At 75.4% G+C, this 25,473-nt stretch carries 21 protein-coding genes; 8 read left to right on the top strand and 13 right to left on the bottom strand.

The window, feature by feature from the left end; translation table 11 throughout:
• Positions 1-67: 67 nt before the first annotated feature.
• A complete protein-coding gene (gene groL, locus ACI78V_RS09005) occupies positions 68-1,696 on the top strand; it encodes a chaperonin GroEL (RefSeq protein WP_456850502.1) in 1,629 nt (542 codons plus the stop codon).
• A gap of 154 nt (positions 1,697-1,850) precedes the next feature.
• Here groL and ACI78V_RS09000 read toward each other — a convergent pair whose 3' ends face one another.
• Complete coding sequence (locus tag ACI78V_RS09000) at positions 1,851-2,228, bottom strand: VOC family protein (RefSeq protein WP_456850501.1); 378 nt, start codon at positions 2,226-2,228, stop codon at positions 1,851-1,853.
• Between ACI78V_RS09000 and ACI78V_RS08995 the strand changes: the two genes are divergently transcribed.
• Positions 2,227-3,069, top strand: coding sequence for a DUF72 domain-containing protein (locus tag ACI78V_RS08995; protein WP_456850500.1), 843 nt, complete (start codon positions 2,227-2,229; stop codon positions 3,067-3,069). The two genes, ACI78V_RS09000 and ACI78V_RS08995, sit on opposite strands and share 2 nt — an antisense overlap.
• On the opposite strand, the gene ACI78V_RS08990 is transcribed toward ACI78V_RS08995, so the two are convergent.
• Positions 3,066-4,061: a Gfo/Idh/MocA family protein gene (locus tag ACI78V_RS08990; protein ID WP_456850499.1), complete on the bottom strand. Its 996-nt coding sequence runs from the start codon at positions 4,059-4,061 to the stop codon at positions 3,066-3,068. The two genes, ACI78V_RS08995 and ACI78V_RS08990, sit on opposite strands and share 4 nt — an antisense overlap.
• Positions 4,062-4,098: 37 nt before the next feature.
• Here ACI78V_RS08990 and ACI78V_RS08985 point away from each other — a divergent pair, with 37 nt between their 5' ends.
• Positions 4,099-4,422 (top strand): DUF4031 domain-containing protein, encoded by a 324-nt coding sequence (locus tag ACI78V_RS08985; protein WP_456850498.1) that lies wholly within the window; start codon positions 4,099-4,101, stop codon positions 4,420-4,422.
• Here ACI78V_RS08985 and ACI78V_RS08980 read toward each other — a convergent pair.
• Positions 4,346-5,020: an HD domain-containing protein gene (locus tag ACI78V_RS08980; RefSeq protein WP_456850497.1), complete on the bottom strand. Its 675-nt coding sequence runs from the start codon at positions 5,018-5,020 to the stop codon at positions 4,346-4,348. The genes ACI78V_RS08985 and ACI78V_RS08980 overlap by 77 nt on opposite strands.
• Positions 5,017-6,291, bottom strand: a complete 1,275-nt coding sequence (locus ACI78V_RS08975; RefSeq protein WP_456850496.1) for an ArgE/DapE family deacylase — start codon at positions 6,289-6,291, stop codon at positions 5,017-5,019. Before ACI78V_RS08975 ends, ACI78V_RS08980 begins: the two co-directional genes overlap by 4 nt.
• Positions 6,292-6,690: 399 nt before the next feature.
• On the opposite strand from ACI78V_RS08975, the gene ACI78V_RS08970 reads away from it, so the two are divergent.
• The 3 genes from ACI78V_RS08970 to ACI78V_RS08960 all read left to right on the top strand — a co-directional run bounded on the left by ACI78V_RS08970 (position 6,691) and on the right by ACI78V_RS08960 (position 11,290).
• A complete protein-coding gene (locus ACI78V_RS08970) occupies positions 6,691-7,995 on the top strand; it encodes an MFS transporter (protein WP_456850495.1) in 1,305 nt (434 codons plus the stop codon).
• A gap of 122 nt (positions 7,996-8,117) precedes the next feature.
• Complete coding sequence (locus tag ACI78V_RS08965; RefSeq protein ID WP_456850494.1) at positions 8,118-8,246, top strand: hypothetical protein; 129 nt, start codon at positions 8,118-8,120, stop codon at positions 8,244-8,246.
• Positions 8,247-8,317: 71 nt separating this feature from the next.
• Complete coding sequence (locus ACI78V_RS08960) at positions 8,318-11,290, top strand: ATP-binding protein (RefSeq protein ID WP_456850493.1); 2,973 nt, start codon at positions 8,318-8,320, stop codon at positions 11,288-11,290.
• A gap of 46 nt (positions 11,291-11,336) precedes the next feature.
• Here ACI78V_RS08960 and ACI78V_RS08955 read toward each other — a convergent pair whose 3' ends face one another.
• The 4 genes from ACI78V_RS08955 to ACI78V_RS08940 all read right to left on the bottom strand — a co-directional run bounded on the left by ACI78V_RS08955 (position 11,337) and on the right by ACI78V_RS08940 (position 15,688).
• Positions 11,337-13,130 carry a DEAD/DEAH box helicase gene (locus ACI78V_RS08955; RefSeq protein ID WP_456850492.1) on the bottom strand — a complete coding sequence of 598 codons (1,794 nt, stop codon included), beginning with the start codon at positions 13,128-13,130 and terminating at the stop codon, positions 11,337-11,339.
• A 404-nt stretch (positions 13,131-13,534) separates the two neighbouring features.
• Positions 13,535-14,383, bottom strand: coding sequence for a CPBP family intramembrane glutamic endopeptidase (locus tag ACI78V_RS08950; RefSeq protein ID WP_456850491.1), 849 nt, complete (start codon positions 14,381-14,383; stop codon positions 13,535-13,537).
• A 65-nt stretch (positions 14,384-14,448) separates the two neighbouring features.
• Complete coding sequence (locus ACI78V_RS08945; protein ID WP_456850490.1) at positions 14,449-15,369, bottom strand: CPBP family intramembrane glutamic endopeptidase; 921 nt, start codon at positions 15,367-15,369, stop codon at positions 14,449-14,451.
• A 1-nt stretch (position 15,370) separates the two neighbouring features.
• A complete protein-coding gene (locus ACI78V_RS08940) occupies positions 15,371-15,688 on the bottom strand; it encodes a hypothetical protein (RefSeq protein ID WP_456850489.1) in 318 nt (105 codons plus the stop codon).
• Positions 15,689-15,790: 102 nt separating this feature from the next.
• Between ACI78V_RS08940 and ACI78V_RS08935 the strand changes: the two genes are divergently transcribed.
• The gene (locus ACI78V_RS08935) at positions 15,791-18,070 is read left to right on the top strand and encodes an ATP-binding protein (protein WP_456850488.1); all 2,280 of its coding nucleotides are present in this window, start codon (positions 15,791-15,793) and stop codon (positions 18,068-18,070) included.
• Positions 18,071-18,101: 31 nt separating this feature from the next.
• Here ACI78V_RS08935 and ACI78V_RS08930 read toward each other — a convergent pair whose 3' ends face one another.
• The 4 genes from ACI78V_RS08930 to ACI78V_RS08915 form a co-directional block, all read right to left on the bottom strand.
• On the bottom strand, positions 18,102-19,787 hold the full coding sequence (locus ACI78V_RS08930; RefSeq protein WP_456850487.1) for a DNA repair helicase XPB: 1,686 nt from the start codon (positions 19,785-19,787) through the stop codon (positions 18,102-18,104).
• Positions 19,788-19,943: 156 nt separating this feature from the next.
• Complete coding sequence (locus tag ACI78V_RS08925) at positions 19,944-21,179, bottom strand: FAD-dependent oxidoreductase (RefSeq protein ID WP_456850486.1); 1,236 nt, start codon at positions 21,177-21,179, stop codon at positions 19,944-19,946.
• Positions 21,176-22,033, bottom strand: a complete 858-nt coding sequence (locus tag ACI78V_RS08920) for a fumarylacetoacetate hydrolase family protein (RefSeq protein WP_456850485.1) — start codon at positions 22,031-22,033, stop codon at positions 21,176-21,178. The genes ACI78V_RS08925 and ACI78V_RS08920 overlap by 4 nt, the downstream gene beginning before the upstream one ends.
• Positions 22,030-23,175: a cupin domain-containing protein gene (locus tag ACI78V_RS08915; protein ID WP_456850484.1), complete on the bottom strand. Its 1,146-nt coding sequence runs from the start codon at positions 23,173-23,175 to the stop codon at positions 22,030-22,032. The genes ACI78V_RS08920 and ACI78V_RS08915 overlap by 4 nt, the downstream gene beginning before the upstream one ends.
• A gap of 153 nt (positions 23,176-23,328) precedes the next feature.
• Here ACI78V_RS08915 and ACI78V_RS08910 point away from each other — a divergent pair, with 153 nt between their 5' ends.
• Entirely contained in the window at positions 23,329-24,105 is a 777-nt protein-coding gene (locus ACI78V_RS08910; RefSeq protein ID WP_456850483.1) for an IclR family transcriptional regulator, read from the top strand.
• A gap of 38 nt (positions 24,106-24,143) precedes the next feature.
• On the opposite strand, the gene ACI78V_RS08905 is transcribed toward ACI78V_RS08910, so the two are convergent.
• Entirely contained in the window at positions 24,144-25,430 is a 1,287-nt protein-coding gene (locus ACI78V_RS08905; protein ID WP_456850482.1) for a class I SAM-dependent methyltransferase, read from the bottom strand.
• Positions 25,431-25,473: the final 43 nt, after the last annotated feature.

Genomic DNA, 25,473 nt, shown 5'->3' with positions numbered 1-25,473 from the left:
CCGGTGTCGTCCGTCGCGGGCGCCGAACCCGGCCGTGCAGCGATCCATGCATGGAGGACATCACCACATGGCCAAGATGATCGCCTTCGAGGAAGAGGCTCGCCGCGGCCTCGAGCGGGGTATGAACACCCTCGCCGACGCCGTCAAGGTGACCCTCGGCCCCAAGGGCCGCAACGTCGTCCTCGAGAAGAAGTGGGGTGCCCCCACCATCACCAACGATGGTGTGAGCATCGCCAAGGAGATCGAGCTCGAGGACCCGTGGGAGAAGATCGGCGCCGAGCTCGTCAAGGAGGTCGCGAAGAAGACCGACGACGTCGCGGGTGACGGCACCACCACCGCCACCGTGCTCGCCCAGGCGCTCGTCCGCGAGGGTCTGCGCAACGTCGCCGCCGGCGCCAACCCGATGGCCCTGAAGAAGGGCATCGAGAAGGCCGTCGAGTCGGTCACCGAGTACCTCCTCTCGACCGCCAAGGACGTCGAGACCAAGGAGCAGATCGCCGCCACCGCGTCGATCTCCGCGGCCGACCCCGCCATCGGCGAGCTCATCGCCGAGGCGATGGACAAGGTCGGCAAGGAAGGTGTCATCACCGTCGAGGAGAGCAACACCTTCGGCCTGGAGCTCGAGCTCACCGAGGGCATGCGCTTCGACAAGGGCTACATCTCGCCCTACTTCGTCACCGACGCCGAGCGCATGGAGGCCGTCCTCGACGACCCGTACGTGCTCGTCGTCAACAGCAAGATCAGCTCCGTCAAGGACCTCCTCCCGCTGCTCGAGAAGGTCATGCAGTCGGGCAAGCCGCTGGCGATCATCGCCGAGGACGTCGAGGGCGAGGCCCTGGCGACCCTGGTGGTCAACAAGATCCGCGGCACCTTCAAGTCCCTCGCGGTGAAGGCCCCCGGCTTCGGTGACCGCCGCAAGGCCATGCTGACCGACATCGCCATCCTCACCGGTGGCCAAGTCATCAGCGAGGAGGTCGGCCTCAAGCTGGAGTCCGCCGGTCTCGAGCTGCTCGGCCGCGCCCGCAAGGTCGTCGTCACCAAGGACGAGACGACGATCGTCGAGGGTGCCGGCGACAGCGACCAGATCGCCGGCCGGGTGAACCAGATCCGCGCCGAGATCGAGAAGTCGGACTCCGACTACGACCGCGAGAAGCTGCAGGAGCGCCTGGCCAAGCTGGCAGGTGGCGTCGCCGTCATCAAGGCCGGCGCCGCGACCGAGGTCGAGCTCAAGGAGCGCAAGCACCGCATCGAGGACGCGGTGCGCAACGCCAAGGCCGCCGTCGAGGAGGGCATCGTCGCCGGTGGTGGCGTCGCCCTGGCGCAGGCCACCGCCGTCGCGTTCGACAAGCTCGAGCTCGAGGGTGACGAGGCCACCGGTGCCAACATCGTGCGCGTCGCGCTCGAGGCGCCGCTGAAGCAGATCGCCATCAACGCCGGTCTCGAGGGTGGCGTCGTCGCGGAGAAGGTGCGCAACTCCGACACCGGCTGGGGCCTCAACGCCGCCAGCGGCGAGTACGTGGACCTGGTCGCCAACGGGATCATCGACCCCGCCAAGGTGACCCGCTCGGCGCTGCAGAACGCCGCCTCCATCGCGGCGCTCTTCCTCACCACCGAGGCCGTCATCGCCGACAAGCCGGAGAAGGCCGCCCCGGCCATGCCGGGCGGCGACGGCGGCATGGGCGGCATGGACTTCTGAGTCCCGCCCGCTCCTCGCCCTGAGGGGCACCGCACCACCAGCACTGCCCGGCAGGGGCGGTCCCGCACAGCGGGGCCGCCCCTGTCGGTGTCCCGGGCCCTCCCACGAGGCGCCCCCGGGGGGCGGTCCACGAGCGGGAGGCCGGGGTCGTGGGTCAGTCCGCGGGGGCGAAGCAGCAGAACTCGTTGCCCTCGGGGTCGGCGAGCACGTCCCACGCGACCTCGTCGTCCTGGGCCCGCACCAGGGTGGCGCCGGCGGCCAGCAGCGCGGCGGTGTCGCCGACGACGTCCAGGTGCATCCGGTTCTTGACCGCCTTGGACTCGGGCACCGGGTTGACCCAGATGACCGGCCCGGCACCGGTGGGGTCCACGATCGGCACCGGCCACTCCGGCGGCCGGGGTGCCTGGTAGTCCCCGGGCTGCAGGTCGGTCAGGCGCACGTAGCCGAGGGCGGCGCACCACCAGGTGGCCTGCGCCTGGTGGTCGCGGGCGTCGAGGCAGAGGTCCTTGAAACGGGCGGGTGCGTCGGCCATGACCGCGCAGGGTAGGCGGCTGCCCGTGGCGGTGGTGATCGGGACCTCGGGCTGGCAGTACCGCGACTGGCGTGGGCTCCTCTACCCGCCCAAGTTGCCGCAGCGGCTCTGGCTGGAGCACTACGCGCAGTTCTTCGCGACGGTCGAGAGCAACAACGCCTTCTACCGGCTGCCCGAGCACGCCACCTTCGTCGCCTGGCGCGAGCGCACCCCACCGGACTTCCGGTGGGCGGTCAAGGCCAGCCGGTTCCTCACCCACGTCAAGCGGCTGCGCGAGCCGGAGGAGCCGGTCGCGCGGCTGATGGCGCGGGCCGAGGGGCTGGAGCACCGGCTGGACACCGTCCTGCTGCAACTGCCGCCGACGCTGAGGGCCGACGCCGAGCTGCTGCGGGAGTGTCTCGCCCAGTTCCCGGCCGGCACCCGGGTCGCCGTCGAGCCGCGGCACGAGAGCTGGTGGACCGACGAGGTCCGCGCCCTGCTGGAGCGGTACGGGGCGGCGCTGTGCTGGGCCGACCGCGGCGAGCAGCCGGTGACGCCGCTCTGGCGGACCGCCGGGTGGGGTTACCTCCGTTTCCACACCGGCGTGGAGGACTGGCGGTACCGGGCGGAGACGCTGCAGGTGTGGGCCGACCGTCTGGCCGCCACCTGGGAGGCGGACGAGGACGTGCTCGTGTACTTCAACAACGACCCGGGAGGAGCGGCGACCATCGACGCCGTCCACTTCGCCGAGGCCGTAGGGCGGGCCGGGCGGACGCCGACGCGGGTGCCGACCGCCGACCAGGCGCTGGGCCGCGCGTGGGACCCGGCCCAGCGGACACCGGGCCTGCCCACGCCGGCCTAGAGGACGGTGCGGTCCTCGGCGTGCCGGATGCCCAGTTGGTCGGCGGCCCGGCCCAGCACCGCCTGCACGGCCAGGGTGTCGGCCAGTGGCATGACGGCGCTCTCCGTGCGGCCCGCGCGCAGGCACTCGCCCACCTCGACGAGCTCGTGCGCGTAGCCGGTACCGGTCGGGGGGCGGGTGATCGTCTCGGGCTCGGCGCCGGTGCGGTGCAGCACGATGGTCTGCGGGTGGTGGAAACGCGGGAGGACGTCGATCCAGCCGGTCGTCCCGAACACGCGGGCCTGGCCGGGCGTCGGGTACCGCAGCGAGGTCGTGAGCGTCGCGGAGCGCCCGTCGTCGTAGCCCAGCAGGACCGAGGCCTCGGCGTCCGCGCCGGTCGGGAACGACGACCCGGCGACGTGCACGGTGTCGGGGGCGCCGAGCAGCATCTGCGCGAACGACACCACGTAGACGCCGAGGTCGAGCAGCGCCCCGCCGCCCAGCTCCAGGGCGAACAGCCGGTCCAGCGGGTCGTACTCACGGGCCACGCCCAGGTCGGCCTGCACCGCGCGCACCTCCCCGATCGCGCCGTCGGCCACGAGTTCCCGCAGCCGCACGACCGCGGGCTGGAACCGGGTCCACATCGCCTCCATGACGAAGACACCGCGTTCCCGGGCCCGCTCGACGACCTCCGCGGCCCCCGCGGTGGTGGCGGTGAACGCCTTCTCCACCAGCAGCGCCTTGCCCGCGTCGAGGGCGGCCAGCGCGACGGCGTGGTGCTGGGGGTGCGGCGTCGCCACGTACAGGACGTCGACGTCCGGGTCGGCCAGGATGTCGGCGTAGGAACCGTGCGCCCGCTCGATCCCGTGGCGCCGGGCGAACGCCGCCGCCCGCTCGGCGGACCGCGAGGCGACCGCCACCGGCCGGGCGCCGGGGACGTACGCGAAGTCGCCCATCACGCTCTGCGCGATGCGGCCCGGCCCCACGATGCCCCAGCGGATCTCCTCGGTCACCCGCGCGACGCTAGCCGGGGCGGGGGAGACTCGCCCCGTGGCCGTGCTGATCGACACCCCCGTGTGGCACTGGCGCGGGCGGCTGTGGTCGCACCTGGTCAGCGACGTCTCCTACGACGAGCTGCACGCCTTCGTCGCCGCCGAGCTGGGGATCCCGCGGCGGGCGTTCCAGGGCGACCACTACGACGTCCCCGAGGACCTCTACGACGTCGCCGTGGCCGCCGGCGCCCAGCCGGTCGGCTGCCGCGAGCTGCTCGGCCGGCTGCGCGCCGCCGGCCTGCGGCTCAGGAGGTCGCGCCCGTCGCGTCCGGTGGCGGGACCTCCCCCGGGGGAGCCGCGGCCCGCCGCCTCAGCAGGCTGAGCTCGGCGGTCAGGTTGGCCCGGGCGCGCGGGGTCCACCGCGGAGCGACGGCGGGCAGCCGGTAGAGCGCCGGCAGGGCGAGCAGGTGCTCCAGCACCGCGATGCGGCCGGCGGTGAACTCCTCGTCGGAGAGGTGCCGGTACTCCTCGCGCACCGCCGAGGCGTAGGCGGCGTAGGACTCCGGCGGACCGGCCAGCACCGCGAGGTCGGCGTCGCAGAGGACCGCGCCGTTCGCGTCGTCCGGGGCCGGGTCGTGGCCGGCGGTCAGCAGCACCAGCCGCACCACCTCCTCGACCCGCTCCTCCGGCACCAGGCCACGCAGTCCCGCGCGGGCCCGGTCGGCGCTGACCTGCTCGTTGTCGCCGCGGCGGGGGTCGTAGACGACGTCGTGGTACCAGGCGGCCAGCCGCACGGCGTCCGGGTCGGCGGCCGCGCCGGCCAGCTCCCCGACCAGCCCCAGGACCGCGGCCAGGTGCGCGAGGTCGTGGTAGCGGCGGTGCGGCTCGCCCCAGGCGGCGACGACGGCGGCCCACTCGGTGCGCGAGACGGGTGAGTCGCCGGCCAGCTGCGACCACGCCTCGAAGCCGACGAGGCTCATGCCGGCCCGCAGCTGCGCACGGTCAGCAGCGCGAACGCCCGCGCGGCGGTGACCAGCTCGGCGACCGGCACCCGCTCCAGCGGTCCGTGCGCCAGGTGGAGGTCGCCGGGGCCGTAGTGGAGCGTGGGGATGCCCGCGCCGGCGTACAGGCGCAGGTCGCTGCCGGCGGGGATGGCCTGCTCGTGCGGCTCGGTGGCCCCGGTGTCCGCGACGGCCCGGCGGACGGCCGGCAGCAGCGCGTGCCCGGCCGGCAGCTGTCCGCTGGCGAAGGCGCCGCCGGTCCAGGTGACCCGGACCGGGTGCTCGGCCAACCACGGGTCCGTGGCGCAGAAGGCCGACAGCCGCGCCTCGAACGCCGCCCTCGCCTCGGCCACCGGCTCGCCCAGCCGGACGCCGTAACGCCCGTCGGCGACCAGCCGGTCGGGGACCGAGCTGGCCCAGTCGCCGGCCCGGACCCGGCCGATGTTGATGCCGTACGGGTAGCGGGCCCCGTCGAACCGGGGATCGGCGCCGGCCTGTCGCTCGGCCTCGAATGCCCGCAGGTCGGCGTGCACGGCGGCGAACAGCTCGACGGCGCTCACGCCCTGGTCGCGGTGCGCGGCGTGCGCGGCGTGGCCGGTCACCTCCAGCCGGAAGGTCAGCGCCCCGGCGTTGGCGGTGACGACCGCCCCGGCGGTGGGCTCGGGGATGACGCACAGGTCGCCGCGGTGGCCCCGCTGCAGCGTGGCCCAGGCGCCCAGGCCGCCGTCCTCCTCGCCCACGACGGCGTGCACCGCCACCGGCCGGGCCAGCCGCACGCCCGCCGTCCGGACGGCGGCCAGGGCGGCGAGCGAGGCGACCACGCCGGCCTTCATGTCGCAGGCGCCCCGGCCGTGCACCGCGCCGTCGACGATGCGCGGGTCGAAGGGGTCGCCCGGCCACCGGGCGGGGTCGCCCGGTGGGACGACGTCGGTGTGGCCGGAGAAGACCAGCGCCGGCACCCCGTCCGCGGCGGCCGCCGACGTGCCGACGACGCCCCATGCCTCGGTGCGTCGCACCTCCTGGCCCGGGGCGTCCGGGGCGGCTGCGGCGGCGGCGAGGTCGATCGGCCAGCGGTCGACCTCGCAGTCGAGCTCCTCCAGCCAGCCGGCGACCAGGTGCTGCACCTCGCTCTCGGCCGCCGTGCCGCCGATCGAGGGGACGGCGACCAGCTCGCGCAGCCGGTCGACCGCCCACTGCTCGTCGACGGCGGCGAGGACGCGGGCCTCCGCGTCGGTCAGGTCGGCTGCCACGGGCCGGAGTCTGGCACGCGGTCGGCCCCGACCCGGCCGCCCGGCGGGCCGGGGGCGACCAGGGGGACCCGGCACGCCGGGGCGGCCCCCGAGTGGTCGGTCCGGTCCCGTGTGAGGCACCGCTCCGAGGGGTAGCCTCGAGAGCGTCCGGGCCGGGTGCATCGTGCCCCCGGGTGCCATTTGGTTACCGCCTTCACGGACTACCGCCCCGACTCCGGTCGGGGGCCTGGAGCCGGGTTGTGCATCTCGCCGCGAGGCGGCCGTCATCCGGTCCGGACCCCGTCTCCGACAGCCCCCGTCCCTCGTGGACGGGGGCTGTCGCGTCCTCGACGTGCCGCTCCCGCCGGGCGCGCCTACCGTGACCAGGGCCATACAGACCGCGCGACCCCTGGAGTCCCCATGGCCGGCACGGTGCAGCACAACGACGGCACGACGGTGGACCAGCGACACCGGCTGCCGATCAAGACGCTGATCTCCGCGAGCATCGGCAACGCCGTCGAGTGGTTCGACTGGACGATCTACGCGACCTTCCTCGTCTTCTTCGCCGGTCAGTTCTTCCCCGCCGAGAACGAGGCGCTCGCCCTGATCGGGACGACCTCCACGTACGCCCTGGCCTTCTTCTTCCGTCCCCTGGGCGGCATCCTGCTCGGCCGCTTCGCCGACCTGCGCGGCCGCAAGGCCGGCATGCTCCTGACCATCCTGCTGATGGCCGGCGGCTCGATGGTGATCGCCGTCCTGCCGACCTACGAGCAGGTGGGCTGGCTGGCGCCGGTCCTGCTGCTGCTCGCGCGCATCGCCCAGGGCATGTCGCTGGGCGGGGAGGTCTCCAACGCCTCGGCCTACCTCGGCGAGATCGCGCCCCCGGCCCACCGCGGCCGCTACTCGTCGTTCTTCTACGTCTCCACGGGGAGCGCGCTGCTGGCCGCGTCCCTGCTCGGCGTGCTGCTCACCAGCGTGCTCGACGACCAGCAGCTGGAGTCCTACGGCTGGCGGATCGCCTTCTTCATCGGTGGCCTGCTGGGCCTGATCGGCATGTGGCTGCGCCGCTCGCTGGTGGAGACCGAGCAGTTCGAGGAGAACGCCGAGAAGGCGCGCGCGACGAAGCACCCGCTGCTGCAGACGATCAAGCACCACCCCAAGGCCGTCGTGCAGCTGTGCGCGTTCACCCTGCTGTCGACGCTGTCGTACTACACGTTCTTCAGCGCGCTGACGCCGTTCGCGATCAGGTTCCGGGGCGCGGACGAGACCGACGTCTTCCTCGCGCTGTCGATCGGCACGGCGCTGTTCGTGGCGCTGTGCTACCCGTTCGGGAAGCTGTCGGACCACGTCGGGCGCAAGCCCCAGCTCCTGCTGTGGTCCGGTGCGATGGCGGTGCTGATCGTGCCGCTGTCGTTCCTGGTGCGGGACAACCTGTTCTCGCTCATCGTCGTCTTCTGCACCGGCCTCGGGCTCTACGCGCTGATGGCCTCGATCGCGCCGGCGATCATGAGCGAGCTGTTCCCGACGGAGCTGCGGGCCACCGGCATCGGGGCCTGGTACAACCTCACGGTCGCCACGTTCGGAGGCACCGCGCCGCTGGTCATCGTCGCGCTGTCCGACGCCGGCCACCCGCTGTGGTTCTTCTGGTACGTGGCGATCGCCGCCGCGGTCGCGTTCGCCGTCATCCTCACCCTCAAGGAGACCAAGGGCACCGAGCTGCGCTGAGGCGGCCTGAGGGGCCTCAGGGCCCCTCCCGGGCCGGCGGTCTGCCCGACCGGCCGATGCCGGGGGACACCCCTCAGCGCGACCGTCGACGTCGTAGGAACCGACGACGACAGGAGACGGTCATGGCGACCTACCCGAACCCCGGGCTCGAGGCCGAGCTGGCCTACCGCCGCGAGGTGCTGCGTGAGATCGGCCGCGGGACGCGCACCCGGCGCGGCCCGTGGTCCACCCGCCGCCGGCGGACGCACTGACCGCGACGGCCGGGGCGCCACCCGTCCCGGCCGTCACGGAGGCGTCGGGGGACCGTGCCACGATCCAGGACGTGCCGCAGTGGGACGACCGCCCCCTGGTGGGCCGCGCCGAGGAGCTGTCCCGGCTGCTGGCCTCGGTCGACCGCGCCCTCGAGGGGCGCAGCTGCGCGGTCCTGCTGGCCGGTGACGCCGGGGTCGGCAAGACGCGGCTGCTCGACGAACTGGCCGCCCGCGCCACCGAGCGGGGGGTCCGCGTCCTCGTCGGCCACTGCGTCGACCTCGGGGACGTCGGCCTGCCCTACCTGCCCTTCGTGGACCTGCTGCGCCCGGTGACCGGTGACCGGTCGACCGTCGCCGGGCAACCGGCGCCGGCCGGGCTCCTGGCCGGCCGGGCGCCGGTCGCCGTGCCCCGGCCGCCGGACGGGGAGGCCGCCGACCTCGGCCGGCCGCTGCCGCACCTCGCCCCCCGCCCCCTCCTGGACGACGGCAGGCTGCAACTGTTCGAGGCGGTCGCCGCGCTGCTCACCGAGCTGGCTGCGGACACGCCGCTGCTCCTGGTGCTGGAGGACGTGCACTGGGCCGACCGCTCCAGCCGTGACCTGCTGCGCTACCTGCTCGCCCGCCTCGCCGAGGAGGCGGTGGCGATGGTGGTCTCCTACCGCTCCGACGACCTGCACCGCCGCCACCCCCTGCGCCCGCTGCTGGCCGAGCTGGTGCGGCTGCCCGGGGTGGAGCGGCTGGAGCTGGAGCCGCTGCCGGACGCCGCCGTCGGTGAGCTGGTGCGCGGGCTGGCCGCCGGTGTCCCGGAGAAGACGGTGGACGACGTCGTCGCCCGTGCCGAGGGCAACGCCTTCTACGCCGAGGAGCTGACGGCCGCCGGCCTGGCCGGGGAGACGCTGCCGCTGGCGCTCACCGACGTGCTCCTGACACGGGTGGAGCAGCTCGGGCAGGCCGCCCAGCGCGTGCTGCGGGTGGCCGCCGTCGCCGGCCGGAGGGTCCGCCACGAGCTGGTGGCCGCGGTCGGCGGGCTCGCCCCCGCGGAGCTGGAGGCGGCCCTCGCCGAGGCGGTGCACCACCACCTGCTGGTGGTCACCGAGGGCGGCCGGTACCGGTTCCGGCACGCGCTGCTGCGCGAGGCCGTGCTCGCCGATCTGCTGCCCGGGGAACGGGTGCGGCTGCACGCCGCGATCGCCGCCCACCTCGCGGCCACCCCCGGCGCGGGCACCGCCGCGGAGCTGGCCCACCACGCCCGTGGCAGCAACGACCTCCCGAGCGCCTTCGCCGCCTCGCTGGACGCCGCCGCCGAGGCCGGCCGCGCGGGGGCGCCGGCCGAGCAGCTGCAGCACCTGGAGGCGGCGTTGGCCCTGTGGCCGGCGGTGCCCGACGCGGCCGAGCGGGCCGGCCGGGACCACACCACGCTGCTGCTGGACACCGCGGCCGCCGCCCGCCGGGGTGGCGAGCTGCACCGCGCGGTGGCGCTGCTCCGCGAGGCGCTCGTGTTGCTGGGCGAGGCCGGCGACCCGGTGGTGCGGGCGCGGGTCCACTACACCCTGGCCCAGGCGCTCGGGCGGATCGAGGACCAGGCCGCGGCGCACCGCGAGAGCACCCGCGCGATGGAACTGGTCCCGGCGCAGCCGCCGTCGGTCGTCCGCACCTGGGCGGCGGCCACCCACGCGCGCACCAGCTACGACGTGAGCCGGTGGGCCGACGGGGACGCCGCCGCCGAGGAGGCGCTCGCGGCCGCCGACGCGCTGGGCCTGGACAGTGCGTGGGCCGACACCGCGGTGTCGCTGGCGCGGGTCCGCGGCTCCGGGGACCGCGCCGCGGTGCGCGCCCGGCTGGAGGAGGCGCTCGCCCGTGCCCGCCGGTCGGGCGACACCGACGTCGAGCTGCGGGTGCTGTTCAACCTCGCCGTCGTGCCGTACGAGGACGGCGCGCTGGCCGAGTCCCTGGCCCGGGTCGACGCCGGGCTCCACCGCGCCCGCGAGCTGGGTGTGGAGTGGGCGTTCTACCCCGCCGAGCTGCGCCACCTGGGCGTCGTCGTCCGCTACGTGTCCGGCGACTGGGACGGCAGCCTGGCCCTGGCCGAGGAGCTGGCGCGGGTGCCCGACATGGCGGCGCACGTGCGCGCGGCGGGGCTGCTGGTGCAGGTCGGCCGCGGGGACCCCGCCGCCGCCAGGCGACTGGCCTGGGCCCGGGGGATGACCGCCCGGCTGGACGCCCACGTCCTGCTGCTGCTGGCCACGGCGGGGGCGGAGATCGACCTGGCCGCCTGGGCCGGGGACGCCGCCACCGCCGTGGCGCGGGCCCGTGCCGCGGTGCAGCAGGTGCACGCGTACTGGAACTACGACCGGCTGGCGGTGGTGCGCCTGGTGGCGACGGCGCTCGCGCCGGTGGGTGACGCGGCGGCGGCCGCCCGGCTGGCCGGCGACCGGAGCGCGGCGCAGCGGTGGGTGGCCGCCGGTGAGGAGCTGGTCGGGGAGGCCCGCTCGGCCGTCGAGGACCACCGCCGGGGGATCGGCGGGTACGGCGTGGAGGCCGCCGCCTGGCGGGCCCGGGTGGAGGCGGAGGCGGCCCGGCTGACGGGGCGGGCGTCACCCGAGCTGTGGCGGGCCGCGGTCGACGGGTTCGGGTACGGGCACGTCTTCGAGCAGGCGCGGTCCCGGCTGCGGCTCGCCGAGGCACTGCTCGCCACGGACGACCGCGACGGCGCGGCCGAGGAGCTGCGCGCGGCGGGGGAGACGGCGGTGCGGCTGGGGGCGGCGCCGCTGCAGGCCGCCGTCGTCGCGCTGGCCCGCCGGGCGCGGCTGCCACTGGACCTGCCGGGGGCGCGTCGCGTCGTCGAGGCAGGCGCGGTGTTCACGCCGCGGGAGGCCGAGGTGCTGCGGCTGCTGGCCCGGGGGCGCACCAACCGGCAGATCGGCGCCGAGCTCTACATCAGCGAGAAGACGGCCAGCGTGCACGTGAGCAACATCCTGGCCAAGCTCGGCGCCGGTGGCCGCACCGAGGCGGTGGCGATCGCCGCCGCCCGCGGCCTGCTCTGAACTCGTCGACCCACGGTCGGCCGGGCGCGTCCGCGGAGCTGCCCGGTCAGAGCATCGTCCGGAGGCGCTCCCGGCGGGCGCGGAGGACGTCGACCGACGCCGACGCCGACGGTGGTCCGGGCACCGACTGGCGCAGCTGGGTGTGCACCACCGCGTGCGGCTGCGAGGTGCGGGCGGCGACCCGGCTCACCAGCCGGTTGATCTCCCGCCGCAGCTCGGCCGCGTCGCGCCAGGAGCGGCCGGCGTCGTCCTCCTCGGGGTGGTCCTCGACGGGGAGGAGCCCGGCGTCGTCGTCCTCGTGGTGGGCCCGCTGGGCGATCCGCAGCCGCAGCTCGTCGTCCCGCTTGGCCAGCAGCGACGCCGTCTGCTCGGCGGTGAGCAGACCGGGGATGCCGAGGAAGTCCTCGTCCTCCGGCTGCACCGTCGGCGGCCGCCCCTCGCCGGTGTGCGCCGTGCCGCCGTGCAGCACGTGGGCGAACCGGGCGTCGGCCTCCAGGGCCTCGAACTGCTTGACGGTGTCGCCGACCTCGCGCTCCTTGGGCGGCAGCGGTTCGAGGTCGAGCTCGTCGCCCTGCACCGTCTTCGGTGGCGGCATGACGTGGTTGCGCTGCTCCTCCATCGACGCGGCCAGGCCCAGCAGCGGCCGGACGGCGGGGAGGAAGACGGTGGCCGACTCGTGCGGCGCGCGGGAGCGGACGACGCGGCCGACGGCCTGGGCGAAGAACAGCGGCGTCCGGTAGGAGGTCATCCAGGCGAGGACGGCGGCCCGCGGGACGTCGACGCCCTCGGAGATCATCCGGACGCAGACGGCGATCCGCGCCGACCCGGTGGCGAAGCGTTCGATCTTCTTCGACGCCTTGGGGTCGTCGGACAGGATCAGCTCGGCCGCCCTGCCGGTGACCCGGCGGACGATCTTGGCGTAGGCGCGGGCGTCGTCCTGGTCGCTGGCGAGGATCAGCCCCGCGGCGTCGGGCATGCCACCCGCCTCGCGCAGGTGGGTGATGCGGTCGTCCATCGCGGCGATGACGTGCGGCACCCACTGGCCCTTGGGGTCCAGCGCGGTGCGCCAGGCCTGCATCTCCACCGAGCGGGTGCCGGCCTCCGACAGCGACGCCGCGACGACCTCGCCGGCGGAGTTCCGCCAGCGCGAGGTGCCGGTGTAGGCGGCGAAGACCACCGGGCGGACGACGTTGTCGGCCAGGGCCTCCTTGTAGCCGTAGGTGTAGTCGGCGCGGCTGACCAGGCCCATGCCGCCCTCGCCGTCGTCGCCCTCGAAGCCGTCCTCCTCGTAGCGGACGAAGGGGATGCGCTCGTCGGGCTTGGTGCGGAACGGGGTCCCGGTCAGGCACAACCGTCGGGCGGCGCGACCGTAGGCCTCCTCGACCGCCTCACCCCAGGAGAGGCCGTCACCGGCGTGGTGCACCTCGTCGAGGACGACCAGCGTCTTGACCGCGGTCGCGCGGGCGGCGTGCAGCATCGGCTTGCCCGCGACCTGCGCGTAGGTGGTCACGTAGCCCTGGGTGCCGGCGCGCACCGGGCCGACGGCGTTGGTCAGGCCCGGGTCCAGGACGATGCCCATCCGGTCGGCGGCGTCGGCCCACTGCAGCCGCAGGTGGTCGGTGGGGCAGACGACGATGACCCGGGCGACCTCGCGGCGGGCCAGCAGCCGCGCGGCGAGGGTCAGGGCGAACGTCGTCTTGCCCGCACCCGGGGTCGCGGTGACCAGGAAGTCCTTGGGGGAGCTCTCCTCGTAGCTGGCGAGCGCGGCCTGCTGCCACGCCCGGAGCGGTCGGCTGGTCGTCTGCGGGCCCGCGGCCTCCGCTCGTGCTGCACTCCCCATGTCGGGACCCATCTTCACGGGCGGGGCGGCGACACGCCCAACCGGGCCCCTCCCGCGCGCCGTCCCGCCGCCGACGTATGGCACCGGCGCGCACCCCGTTGACCTGCACCGATGTCCTCGGGTCCCCGGTGCTGTGGCGATCGTCTCCTCGTGCGGACGAGCCGTTCCGTCCCGTCGACCCCACCGGTCCCTCGCGTCGGGACGGCGCGACGGCCGGCAGCCCCGCGTCGGTGGCTGCCCGCGCGGGTCGCTCGTCGCCGCACCCACCTCGACCCGGGTCGGCGGACCGGCCACCCGGGCGACCCCGTCCCGTGCTGCCGGCCGGGTGCGGAGCGGCGCGGACCCCTCTTGGTACGACGACGAGCCCGTGCGGGCCCGCGTGCCGGACCCGGCACGGCTCCGACTCAGCGCCGGCTCCGCAGCGCGAGGAGCGCGCCGGCGGTGAACAGCACCGCGGCGACGACCGCGTACAGCGAGGGCCGGCCACCGCGGAGCAGGTCGTCGGCGACGTTCCCCTGGTTGTTGGCGGCGTTGAACGTCGCGTGCACGAGCCCGGCCGCCAGCAGGCTCCCCCCGGCGCCGCGGACCGTGGCACCGACCAGGGGACGCAGCAGCGCGCCCAGCACGAACAGCCCGCCGATCGAGAGCGCGAGCCGGCCGGGCGCCACGTCGCCGACGAAGGACAGCGGCAGGTGGACGCCGGCGAACGGGACGGCGGTGAGCGCCGCGGCCGGCAGGAAGCCGTACCGCTGCTCCAGCCGCCCCTGGAAGAAGCCCGCCCAGACCGTCTCCTCCCACAGGTGCACCAGCAGCACCGCGGTCAGCACGGAGAGGACCCCCCGGCCCAGCGTGGCGGGCAGGTCCCCGGTCTCCAGGTCCGCTCCCACGGCCGCACCGACGGCGAGGGTGAGCACCGGCAGGCCCAGCAGCACCGCGGCCCACCAGCCGACACCGAAGCGCCACCGGACCGCGCGGCGGAGCAGGGCCCGGACGGCTCCGGAACCGTCGGCGACCGCGGTGACCCACAGGGCCGCGGGCAGCATCACCACCAGCGTCGTCCCGAGGGCGAACGGCTCCTGGGGCAGGGGGCCGCCGGGGAGGACCCCGTGCGCGGTGAGCGCCGGGACCGACATCAGCGGCCACCCCAGGCCGCACAGCAGCACGAGGAAGGCGGTCAGCGGGCGCCGCGCGACCCGGTCGCGCAGGCCGCCGGGTGAGGCGGCGGCGGGCCGCCGGGGATGGGTGGCGGACATCGATCCGACCTGCTCCCGGTCCGGGTGGAGGGCTGACCGCGTGGGCCGGGCGTCGCGCGGGGGCCTCACCGGGCGGGGACGGACGGCGCGCCGGCCTCCTGCTGCTCCGTGGTGCCGCGGCCCCGGACCAGAGGCGCGGTGAGCGCCGTGACGAGGGCGACGGCCAGCACGGCGAGCACCACCGGCTGCCCCCCGGACAGCAGGTCGTCGATGATCGAGTCCTCGCTGTTGCTGGCGTTCCACACGGCGTGCAGCACCGCGACGGCGAGCACGCTGCCGGCCGTCCCGCGCAGGACGACCCCGACCAGCAGGCGGAACAGCAGCGCGACGACCAGCAGGAACCCCAGGTCGCCCAGCACCGAGGACGCGGTGAACTCCCCGGCGAACGACATGGGGACGTGGATGGCCGCGAAGGCCACGCCGGTCAGTGCGGCCGCCGCCACGAGACCGTGCCGGCGCTCGAGGTGGACCTGCACGAAACCGGCCCAGACGGTCTCCTCCCACAGGTTCACCAGGAACAGGGGCAGGAGGGCGGACAGCGTGCCGCCCAGCAGGACCGAGGGCAGGTCCGCGGTCTCCAGGGTCCGGTCGAGCGCCAGGCCCAGGACGAGGGTCCCGACCGGCACGCCGAGCAGCACCGCGACCCACCAGCCGAGGCCGAACCGCCACCGGAACGTGCGCGCGAACAGCCGCCGCACGCCGGCGCGGCCCTCCGCGACGGAGACCACCCAGACGGCGGCGGGGAGCATCACCAGGACGGTGAGCGCCAGGGCGAAGACCTCGACGGGGAGCTGCCCTCCCGGCAGCAGGCCGTGGTAGGTGAGCGCGGGCACGCTGAGGACCGCCCATCCCAGGGGGAGTGCGACGAGCAGGAAGGCGGTCACGGGGCGGCGGGCCACCCAGCCGCGCCGGCCGCCGCCGGTGGTGTCGCCGGTGCGGGGGACCGTGGGTACGGGGGTGCCCCGGCCGTCGTCGAGAGCGGACATGTCAGGACCTTCTTCCGGTTCGGAGGACGGTCGGCTCGCCGAGCGCGCGGGCGGGGGAGACCGACGCGGTGGTAACGGCGGCGAGGTCGAGGGCCCGGACGACGTCGGCCTCCCGGGCGGCCTGCACCAGGCACAGGCACCGGCCCTCGCCGGGGAGGAGCCACGCGGCGCACCAGCGGACCGCCGTCCCCGCCGAGCCGAGCCGGGTCACCGCCCGGGACAGCGCGCGGTGCATCTCCACCGCGTCGTCCGCCGACGGCGGGCAGCTGCGGACCTCCACCAGGTACAGGCCCGTTCCGCCGTGCCGTCGGTCGACCACGCGGGCACGATCCCGCGACGGCGTCCCCGGCACACCGGGAGACCTACGGACGGCGGTACGGGTACTGCCGCGGACCCGTACTCCGCCGTTACGGTCCCGGCCATGGCGCGGCGGGGAGCCCCCGCTCCCGGGCACCGGCTGCCCGCGGAGCGCAGCTCCTTCGTCGGCCGGCGGGCGGAGCTGGGTCGCCTCCGGGCGCTGCTCGCCGAGTCCCGGCTGGTCACGCTGGTGGGTCCGGGCGGGGTGGGCAAGACCCGGCTGGCGCTCCGGGCCGCGGCCGAGTCCGGCCGGTCCTTCCCGGACGGCGTCGCGCTGGCCGACCTCACCGCGGTCGCCGACCCGGCGCTGGCGGCCGCGCAGGTCGCCGCCGCCTTCGACGTCCGCGACTCCACCGGCCGCTGGCTGCCCGCCTCGCTGGCCGAGGTGCTGGGCGAGCGGCGGCTGCTGCTGGTCCTCGACAACTGCGAGCACCTGCGCGACGCCGCCGCGGTGCTGGTCGACGCGCTCACCGGCGCCTGCCCCGGACTGTCGGTCCTGGCCACCAGCCGGACGCCGCTCGACGTTCCCGGCGAGGCGCTGTGCGCGGTACCGCCGCTGGCCGCAGCGGACGCGATCGCGCTCCTCCGGCAGCGGGCCGCGGCGGCGGTCCCCGGCCTGGAACTCACCCCCGCCGACGACCCCGCCCTCGCCGAGCTGTGCCGGCGCCTCGACGGCATCCCGCTCGCCCTCGAGCTGGCCGCCGTCCGGCTGCGCGCGCTCACCGCCGTCCAGCTGCTCGACCGGCTCGACGACCGGTTCGGCCTGTTGCGCCGGTCCGGGCCGGCGGGTCCGGACCGGCACCGCACGCTGCGCGCGACGATGGCCTGGAGCGCGGACCTCCTCGGCGCCCCGGAGCGGCTGCTGTGGCGGCGCGCCTCGGTGTTCGCCGCGGGGTTCGAGCTGACCGCGGCCGAGGCGGTGTGCGCGGACGCCGAGCTGCCCGCCGGCGACGTGCTCGACACCCTGACCCGGCTGGTGGAGGCGTCGCTGCTCGACGTCGACCGGATCGGCGGCGGGACGGCGTTCCGGATGCTGGAGACGGTGCGGGCGTTCGGCCGGGAACTGCTCGGGGACTCCGGGGAGGCCGACCGCGTGCGACGGCGGCACCGGGACTGGTGCGCCGGCCGGGTCGCGGGGGCGGCGGCGGAGTTCCTCGGGCCGGCGCAGGTCACGGCGTTCGACCGGCTGGCCGCCGTCCACCCCGAGCTGGCCGCGGCCCTGGAGTACTGCCTGCGGACGCCGGGAGAGGCGCGGGCCGGCCTCGCCGTGGCGGCCGACGCCTGGCTGTACTGGGCCACCCGCGGTCACCTCGGCGAGGGCCGGCACTGGCTGGACCTGCTGCTGCGCGCGGTGCCCGACGCCTGCCCGGAGCGGGCACGGGGACTGGTGGTCGCCGGCTACCTCGCGCTGGTCGGGACCGACCCCGAGGCCGCCGTCCCGTTGCTGGAGGAGGGGCGACGGGTGGCGGTGGTGCTCGGCCTGCCGGCCGTCGCGGCACTGGGCACCCAGTACCTCGGCCAGGCGGCGCTCTTCCGCGGCGACCTCGCCTCCGCCGACCGCCTGCTCCGGGAGGCCGTGGCGGCCGGCGAGGGGACCGCGGCGTTCTGCTGGGCCGACATCGGCATCGTCGCCCTCCTCGCCGGCGACCTCGCCGCCGCCGACACGGCGTTCGGGACGAGCCTGCGCACGGCAGCCGACCCGTGGACCCGCTCGCACGCGCTGTGGGGGCGCGGCCTGGGGCGGCTGGCCGCGGGGGACCCGGCCGCGGCGACCGTGCTCGGGGAGGAGGCGCTGCGGCTCATGCGGGAGGTCGACGACCGCAGCGGCACCGCGCTGTGCGTGGCGGCGCTCGGCTGGGCCGCGGCCGCGCGTGGGGACGGCGACGCGGCCGCGCGGCTGGCCGGCGCCGCCGACGCGGTGTGGCGGTCGATCCCGGCGCGGCTCCCGGCGCCGCTGACCGCGGTGGACGACCGCTGGCGGCAGGCCGCCCGACGCACCCTCGGCGCGCGGCGGTGGGCCGCGGGGTACGCGGAGGGCAGCGCCCTGGACCGGGCGGCGGCGGTGGCGCTCGCGCTCGGCGAGGCCGTGGACGCCGCACCACCCCCGGCCCCGCCGTCCGGACCGCTCACCCGCCGTCAGCTGGAGGTGGCCGGCCTGGTGGCGCAGGGGCTGACCGACCGGGAGATCGCCGCCCGGCTGGTCATCTCACCGCGGACGGCGGAGTCCCACGTCGAGCAGATCCTCACCCGGCTGGGCTTCCGGTCCCGCGCCGAGATCGCCGCCTGGGTGGTGACCCGGCGCTCCTCCGGGCCGCACCGCGGCCGGACGCCGTCCCCCCGCTGAACCGCGCCGCGCGGTCGAGCCCTCGTCGGGCTCAGTCGGCCGGCTCGTCCACCCAGTCGGGGCCGTTGACCTCGCCCGGGCCGGCCAGGTCGGCGGCGTCGACGATCGTGTACGCGTAGCCCTGCTCGGCGAGGAACCGCTGCCGGTGGGCGGCGTACTCGCTGTCGAGGGTGTCGCGGCTGACCACGGTGTAGAAGTGCGCCTGCCGGCCGTCGGCCTTGGGACGGAGCACCCGGCCGAGCCGCTGAGCCTCCTCCTGCCGCGAGCCGAACGTGCCCGACACCTGCACGGCGACGGCCGCCTCGGGCAGGTCGATGGAGAAGTTGGCGACCTTGGACACCACGAGGGTCTTCAGCTCCCCGGCCCGGAAGGCGTCGAACAGCCGCTCGCGCTCCTTGTTGGTCGTCGAGCCCTGGATGACGGGGGCGTCGAGGGCCTGGCCGAGCTCCTCGAGCTGGTCGAGGTAGGCGCCGATGACGAGCTTCTGCTCGTCGGGGTGGCGCGCCAGCACCCGCCGGATCACCGGCAGCTTCGACGACGCGGTCGCCGCGATCCGGTAGCGCTCCTCGGGTTCGGCGACCGCGTAGGTCATGCGCTCCTCGTCGTCCAGGGAGACCCGGACCTCGATGCACTCGGCCGGCGCGATGTAGCCCTGCGCCTCGATGTCGCGCCACGGGGCGTCGTAGCGCTTCGGGCCGATGAGGGAGAAGACGTCGTCCTCCCGGCCGTCCTCGCGCACCAGCGTGGCGGTCAGCCCCAGCCGGCGACGCGACTGCAGGTCGGCGGTCAGGCGGAAGATCGGCGCGGGCAGCAGGTGCACCTCGTCGTAGACGATCAGGCCCCAGTCCTGCGCGTCGAACAGGTCCAGGTGCCGGTACTCGCCCTTCCGGCGTGTGGTGATCACCTGGTAGGTCGCGATGGTGACCGGGCGGATCTCCTTGCGCTCCCCGGAGTACTCGCCGATCTCGTCCTCGGTCAGCGACGTGCGCGCGATCAGCTCGCGCTTCCACTGCCGCCCGGCGACGGTGTTGGTGACGAGGATCAGCGTGGTCGCCTTCGCCTCGGCCATCGCGGCGGCGCCGACCAGCGTCTTGCCCGCCCCGCAGGGCAGGACGACGACGCCCGAGCCGCCGGCCCAGAAGCCGTCCACGGCCTCCTGCTGGTAGTCCCGCAGGTGCCAGCCGCTCTGGTCCAGCTCGATCGGGTGGGCCTGGCCGTCGACGTAGCCGGCGAGGTCCTCCGCCGGCCAGCCGACCTTGAGCAGGGCCTGCTTGAGCCGGCCGCGCTCGGACGGGTGGACGACGACGGTGTCCTGGTCGATCCGCGCGCCGAGCATCGGGGCCACCCGCTTCGAGCGGATGACCTCCTCGAGGACCGCGCGGTCGGACGTGGTCAGCACCAGCCCGTGCACCGGGTTGTTGGCCAGGGTCAGCCGGCCGAAGCGGTCCATGGTGTCGGCGACGTCGACCAGCAGCGCGTGCGGCACCGGGTAGCGGGAGTAGCGCACGAGGGCGTCGACGACCTGCTCGGCGTCGTGGCCGGCGGCGCGGGCGTTCCACAGCGCGAGCGGGGTGACCCGGTAGGTGTGCACGTGCTCGGGGGAGCGCTCCAGCTCGGCGAACGGGGCGATCGCCGCCCGGCAGTCGCGCGCGAGCGGGTGGTCGACCTCGAGCAGCAGGGTCTTGTCCGACTGGACGATGAGGGGTCCGTCGTTCACGGATACCTTCCGGCAGCAGGCGTCCTGCCGACGGGCGCGGTCAGCAGGGGGGACGGGGTCGCGGAGGACCACCGCCAAGACAACCACGCCCGGCGTCGGGACCTTCCCGCCGTCGACCGTGGTGACCGCGCCCGCCGACGCGCCCGCCCTGTCGCCTCAGGCGCCGGCCGGCACCTCCAGCGGCTGCGGCGTGAACATCGGCGGCTCCTGGTCCGGTGTCAGGGCGGTCGGCCCGTACAGCCAGTCGACGAACGAGTAGTCGTGCACGTCACGGCGGCGGAGCAACTCGTTGCGGGACAGCCGCGGGCCGTCGGTGAGGTGCCACAGCTCGCCCCACGCACGGGCGGTGGTGAGCACCCGCCGGCAGTGCTCCGGCCGCACCGCGTTGTACGCCGCCAGCGCGGCGTCCCAGTCCGGGCTGCCCGCCGCCAGTTGTGCGCCGACGTGCTCGGAGAGGACCCACGCGTCCTCGATGGCCATGACCGCGCCCTGCGCCAGGTACTGCAGCGGCGGGTGGGCGGCGTCCCCGGTCAGGACCAGCCGGCCCTGGACCCAGTCCATGATCGGCTCGCGGTCGAACATCCGCCACCAGCGGTCGCGCCACATCAGCGGCAGGCCCGCCCGGACCTGGTCGCAGGTGCCGGCGAAGGCCGCGTCGAGCTCGTCGGGCGTGCCCCAGTCCTCCTGGCCGGCCAGGGCCTTGGGCGACCGGAACACCGCCACCTGGTTGAACATCTCGCCCTGCCGCAGCGGGTACTGCACGAAGTGGCAGTGCGGCCCGACATAGACCACGACGTCGGACATCGAGACGTCCATCTGCGCGACCTGCTCGGCGGGGATGGCCCCCCGGTAGGCCACGTACGCCGAGCTCACCGGCTGGTCGTCGCTGATCATCGGCCGCGCCACCGAGTACAGGCCGTCGGCGGCGATGACCACGGGAGCGACCTCGCGACCGCCCTGGTGGACGACGGCCACCCCGTCGTCCACGTGCTCGTAGGCGGTCACCGCGGCGTTGTTGACCAGGTCGACCCCGGCGGCGCGGCAGGCCCGCAGCAGGGTGCCGTGCAGGTCGCTGCGGTGGATGACCACGTACGGGGAGCCGTAGCGCTGCCGGGCGTCGGCGAGGTCCAGGCGGGTGAGCACCGAGCCGTCGAGGGCGTCCCTCATGACGAGGTTCTCCGGTTGCACACCGAGGCGGAGCACCTCGTCGAGCAGGCCCCAGGAGTCCAGGATCCGGGTGCAGTTGGGCGCGATCTGCAGGCCGGCCCCGACCTCGCCGAACTCGGGGGCGCGTTCCAGGACGCGCACCCGCAGCCCCTTCCGCGTCAGCGCGAGGGCGTTGGCCAGGCCGCCGATGCCCCCGCCGACGACCAGGACGTCGACGTCGCTCACGACGACGCCTCCCGGGCGACCAGGTCGTCGACCACGGTGTTCTCGCATCGACCGAGGCCGGCGATCTCGGTGGTCACGACCTGCCCGGCGCTCAGGTAGCGGGCCGGCTTGCGGGCGTGGCCGACGCCGCCGGGGGTGCCGGTGGCGATCACGTCACCGGGGCGCAGCGTGATCATGGTGGAGACGTACTCGACCAGGGCGACCGGGTCGAACAGCAGGTCGCCGGTGGTGTCCTTCTGCACGGTCTCGCCGTCGATGCGGGTGCTGATCTCCAGCGTCGGGCGGACGCCGCCGGGCAGCTCGTCGGGGGTGACCAGGTACGGGCCCAACGGGGTGGTGGCCTCCCAGTTCTTGCCCTGCAGCCACTCGCGGGTGCGGAACTGCCAGTCGCGGCAGGTGATGTCGTTGAGCACCGCGAAACCGGCGATCGCGGCCTCGGCCTGCGTGCCCCTCGCCCGGCGGACCGGTGCGCCGATGACCAGCGCGAGCTCGCACTCCCAGTCGAACTCGGTGGTCTCCGGGGGCTTGACGATGTCGTCGGTCGCGCCGATGAGGGTGTCGGCGTACTTGGAGAACAGCGTCGGGTACTCCGGCAGGTCCCGGCCCATCTCCAGGATGTGGTTGCGGTAGTTCAGCCCGACGCAGACGACCTTGCCCGGGCGGGGGACGACGGGGGCGTAGACCGCACCGCGCACCTCGGCCACCCGCTCGGTCGCGGCCGCGGCCCGCTCCTGCCAGCCGGGGGTGGCCAGGAACGCACCGAGGTCGGTGGCCCCCAGGTCCACGAGGTGGTCGTCGTCGACGCGGACCGCGCGCGTCCGCTCGTCCAGGGTGCGGATGGTGGCCAGCTTCATCGGGTGCCCTCCACGTGCACGCGGTCCAGGTGCAGGGCCTCGAGGACCGGGGTGTCGCTGAACCGGAACAGGTCCAGCGCGCCGGAGTCCGAGTCCGACGCCGAGGCCTCCGAGCGCACCGACAACGGCTCCCAGGAGGGGACGACGAACAGGTCGCCGCGCTGCACCCGCCAGGAGGCCCCGCCCACGGTGACCGTGCCGGTGCCGTCGAAGACCTGGTAGACCGAGGAGCCGGCCTCCCGCCGCGGCGCGGTCTCCGCCCCGGCGCGGACGCGGTGCATCTCGGCGCGGATGGTCGGCAGGACGTCGCCGCCGGTGGTGGGGTTGGTGTAGCGGACCGCGGCGTGGCCGGGCTCGACGACCCCGGGGTGCCCCTCAGCCTCCAGGTCCAGCTGGTCGGTCAGCGCGGCGTCGGTGTCGACCCACCGGTAGTTCAGCAGCGGCGTGCCCGGCGTGGCACCGGGGGCGGACACCGGGCGCAGGCCGGGGTGGCCCCACAGCCGCTGGGAGCGGGACCGCTCGGGCGTGGTCCGCTCGGCGTCGCTGATCTGCTCGCGGCCGAACTCGAAGAACTGCGACTCGGTGGCGTACTGGAACGGGATGTCCAGCCCGTCGATCCAGGCCATCGGCTTCTCGGCGGCGTTGTGGTGGGCGTGCCAGTTCCACCCGGCCTGCGGCAGGAAGTCCCCGCGGTTCATCGGCACCGGGTCGCGGCCCACCACGGTCCACACGCCCTCGCCCTCGACGACGAAGCGGAACGCGTGCTGGGTGTGCCGGTGCTCGGGGGCGTCCTCACCCGGCATCAGGTACTGGATCGCCGCCCACAGGGTCGGGGTGGCGTACGGCTTGCCGCCCAGCGCCGGGTTGGCCAGCGCGATCGCGCGGCGCTCGCCGCCGCGGCCGACCGGCACCAGGTGGCCGGCCTGGTCGGCCAGCTCCAGCAGGTGGGACCACCGCCACACGTGCGGTACCGCCTTGGAGCGGGGGTGTGCCGGCATCAGGTCGCCGATCTCGGTCCACAGCGGGACCAGCAGCTCGCGCTCGAAGCCGCGGTACAGCTCCTCCAGCGCCGGGGACGGGGTCGGCTGGCCGGGCGCGTCGACCGCGGTCAGCGAGACCGGGGAGGTGAGTTGCTGGGTCATGACGGGCATTCCTCCGATACGGCGTGGTCCGGTGGACAGGGGGGTCGGCCCTGGTCTGTGGCCTACCCGCGGGGGCGCGGAGGACCGCAGCGCGGGCGAGCCGTCACCGTCCAGGGTCCGTTGCGTTCTGCAGCACGCCCATACAATTCTGATGTGAAGAACCGGCCGTCGTACGCGATCGCCAGCGTCGACCACGCGCTGCAGCTGGCGACCGCCCTGCAGGTCGAGGGCTCGCTCAGCGTCAGCGAGGCGGCCGAGCGGCTCGGCGTGGCCCGCTCCACCGCCCACCGGCTGCTGGCGATGCTGGTCTACCGCGACTTCGCCGCACAGGACGGCGACCGGCGCTACGTGGCCGGGCCGGTGCTCTCCCTCGGCGCGCACTCCCAGTCGCGCACCGCGCTGCTGCGCACCCTCGCCCTGCCGCACCTGGAGGCGCTGGTGGAGCGGGTGGAGGAGACGGCGAACCTGCTGATCCTCGCCGGGGACCACGTGCGCTTCATCGGGTCGGTGGAGTGCAAGCAGGCCCTGCGCGTGGGCGACCGCGAGGGCATGGTCTTCCCCGCCCACCTCACCTCCGGCGGCAAGCTCATGCTGGCCGACCTGCCCGACGAGCAGCTCGACGCCTTCTACGCCGAGGAGAAGTGGGCGGACCGTCCCGGCGAGCGGCCGGACCTCGCGGCGCTGCGCCGGGAGCTGCGCACGGTCCGGGAACGCGGGTTCGCCATCAACGCCGGCCGCACCGAGACCGGCCTCACGGCGATCGGGCGGGCCCTGCGGCTCGACGGCGGCCGGGCCGAGGCCGCGCTCTCGGTGTCGCTGCCCACGGTCCGGTTCTCCGAGGAGAAGCTGCCGCACCTGGTCGCAGCCCTGGCCCTGACCGCCCGCGACATCGAGCAGGACCTCGCGCGCGCCCTCGCCCGCGGCGCCTGACGACGAGCGCCGGCACCAGCCGCCCGCCGTCCGGCCGGTCAGCGCCAGTCGCGCAGCCGCAGCGGTGCCTCGTCCCCGCCGGGACGTCGCACCAGCACCTGGTTGACGCCCATGACCCCGCGCTCGAAGGCCAGCGCGCTGGCGGCCATGTACAGCCGCCAGACCCGGGCGCGCCCCTCGGAGCTGGCCGCGACGGCGGCGTCCCAGTGCTTCTCCAGCCGCTCGACCCAGGAGCGCAGCGTCAGCGCGTAGTGCCGGCGCAGCGCCTCGACGTCGAGCACCTCCAGGCCGCCGGCCTCCACGGCGGTGACCGTGCCGGCCAGGCTGAGCAGCTCCCCGTCGGGGAAGACGAACCGGGTGATGAAGGTGTCCGGGTCCCAGCCCGCGGTCGCCTCGTCGTTCCAGGCGATGGCGTGGTTGAGCAGCCGGCCACCCGGGCGCAGCAGGTCGCGCAGTGCGCCGACGTACCCACGCATGCCGGCCGCGCCGACGTGCTCGGCCATGCCGATCGAGCTGACCGCGTCGAAGGGCCCGTCGGAGACGTCGCGGTAGTCCTGGACCCGGATCTCGACCCGGTCCGACAGCCCCGCCTCGGCGACCCGCGCGCGGGCGAGATCGGCCTGGGCCCGGGAGAGGGTGATCCCGACGGCGGTGGCCCCGTACCGCTGCGCGGCGTGCAGCGCGAGGCTGCCCCAGCCGCAGCCGACGTCGAGCAGCCGGGCTCCGGGGGAGAGGTCGAGCTTGCGGCAGACCAGGTCGAGCTTGGCCTCCTGGGCGGCGTCGAGCCCCGTGGCCGGGGACTCCCAGACCGCGCAGGAGTAGACCATCGTCGGGCCCAGCACCATCCGGTAGAAGTCGTTGCTGACGTCGTAGTGGTGGGTGATCGCGGCGGCGTCACGGGCGCGGGAGTGCCGGCGTCCGAACCGGCGCAGGCGCACCTCCTCCGGCGGCGGCGCGGGCGCGGGGCCGAGGGCGCCGAGCCGGGCGGCGGTGCCGAGCAGGTCCAGGCGCTCCCGCACGGTCGGGCGGGGGACCGCCTCGCGCGTGGCCAGCCGCCCCGCCGAGGTCAGCGCCTCCAGGGTGGCGAAGACGTCGCCCTCCATGTCGAGCTCACCGGCGACGTAGGCGCGCCCCAGGCCGAGCTCGCCCGGCGACCAGGCCAGCCGCCGCAGCGCCCGCGGGGACCGGACGGCCACCACCGGCGCCCCCTCGGGTCCGGCCACCGAGCCGTCCCAGGCGCGCAGCCGGACGGGCACCTCCTCGACGCCCAGGACCCTCTGCAGGACCGTGACCAGGGCGGTGGCGGTGCTCTCCTCGCTCCCCATGGGCAGGCAGGGTGGCCGTCGAACCCGCGGATGATCAAGCGGT

It is taken from the genome of Geodermatophilus sp. SYSU D00742 (genome assembly GCF_054049935.1).
This window is presented reverse-complemented; position numbering and strand designations above follow the sequence as displayed.

Coding starts and splice junctions, on each gene's coding strand:
- groL (WP_456850502.1), top strand. CDS start 68: ATGGCCAAGATGATCGCCTTCGAGGAAGAGGCTCGCCGCGGCCTCGAG.
- ACI78V_RS08995 (WP_456850500.1), top strand. CDS start 2,227: ATGACCGCGCAGGGTAGGCGGCTGCCCGTGGCGGTGGTGATCGGGACC.
- ACI78V_RS09000 (WP_456850501.1), bottom strand. CDS start 2,228: ATGGCCGACGCACCCGCCCGTTTCAAGGACCTCTGCCTCGACGCCCGC.
- ACI78V_RS08980 (WP_456850497.1), bottom strand. CDS start 5,020: ATGAGCCTCGTCGGCTTCGAGGCGTGGTCGCAGCTGGCCGGCGACTCA.
- ACI78V_RS08970 (WP_456850495.1), top strand. CDS start 6,691: ATGGCCGGCACGGTGCAGCACAACGACGGCACGACGGTGGACCAGCGA.
- ACI78V_RS08965 (WP_456850494.1), top strand. CDS start 8,118: ATGGCGACCTACCCGAACCCCGGGCTCGAGGCCGAGCTGGCCTACCGC.
- ACI78V_RS08955 (WP_456850492.1), bottom strand. CDS start 13,130: ATGGGGAGTGCAGCACGAGCGGAGGCCGCGGGCCCGCAGACGACCAGC.
- ACI78V_RS08950 (WP_456850491.1), bottom strand. CDS start 14,383: ATGTCCGCCACCCATCCCCGGCGGCCCGCCGCCGCCTCACCCGGCGGC.
- ACI78V_RS08945 (WP_456850490.1), bottom strand. CDS start 15,369: ATGTCCGCTCTCGACGACGGCCGGGGCACCCCCGTACCCACGGTCCCC.
- ACI78V_RS08935 (WP_456850488.1), top strand. CDS start 15,791: ATGGCGCGGCGGGGAGCCCCCGCTCCCGGGCACCGGCTGCCCGCGGAG.
- ACI78V_RS08920 (WP_456850485.1), bottom strand. CDS start 22,033: ATGAAGCTGGCCACCATCCGCACCCTGGACGAGCGGACGCGCGCGGTC.
- ACI78V_RS08915 (WP_456850484.1), bottom strand. CDS start 23,175: ATGACCCAGCAACTCACCTCCCCGGTCTCGCTGACCGCGGTCGACGCG.
- ACI78V_RS08905 (WP_456850482.1), bottom strand. CDS start 25,430: ATGGGGAGCGAGGAGAGCACCGCCACCGCCCTGGTCACGGTCCTGCAG.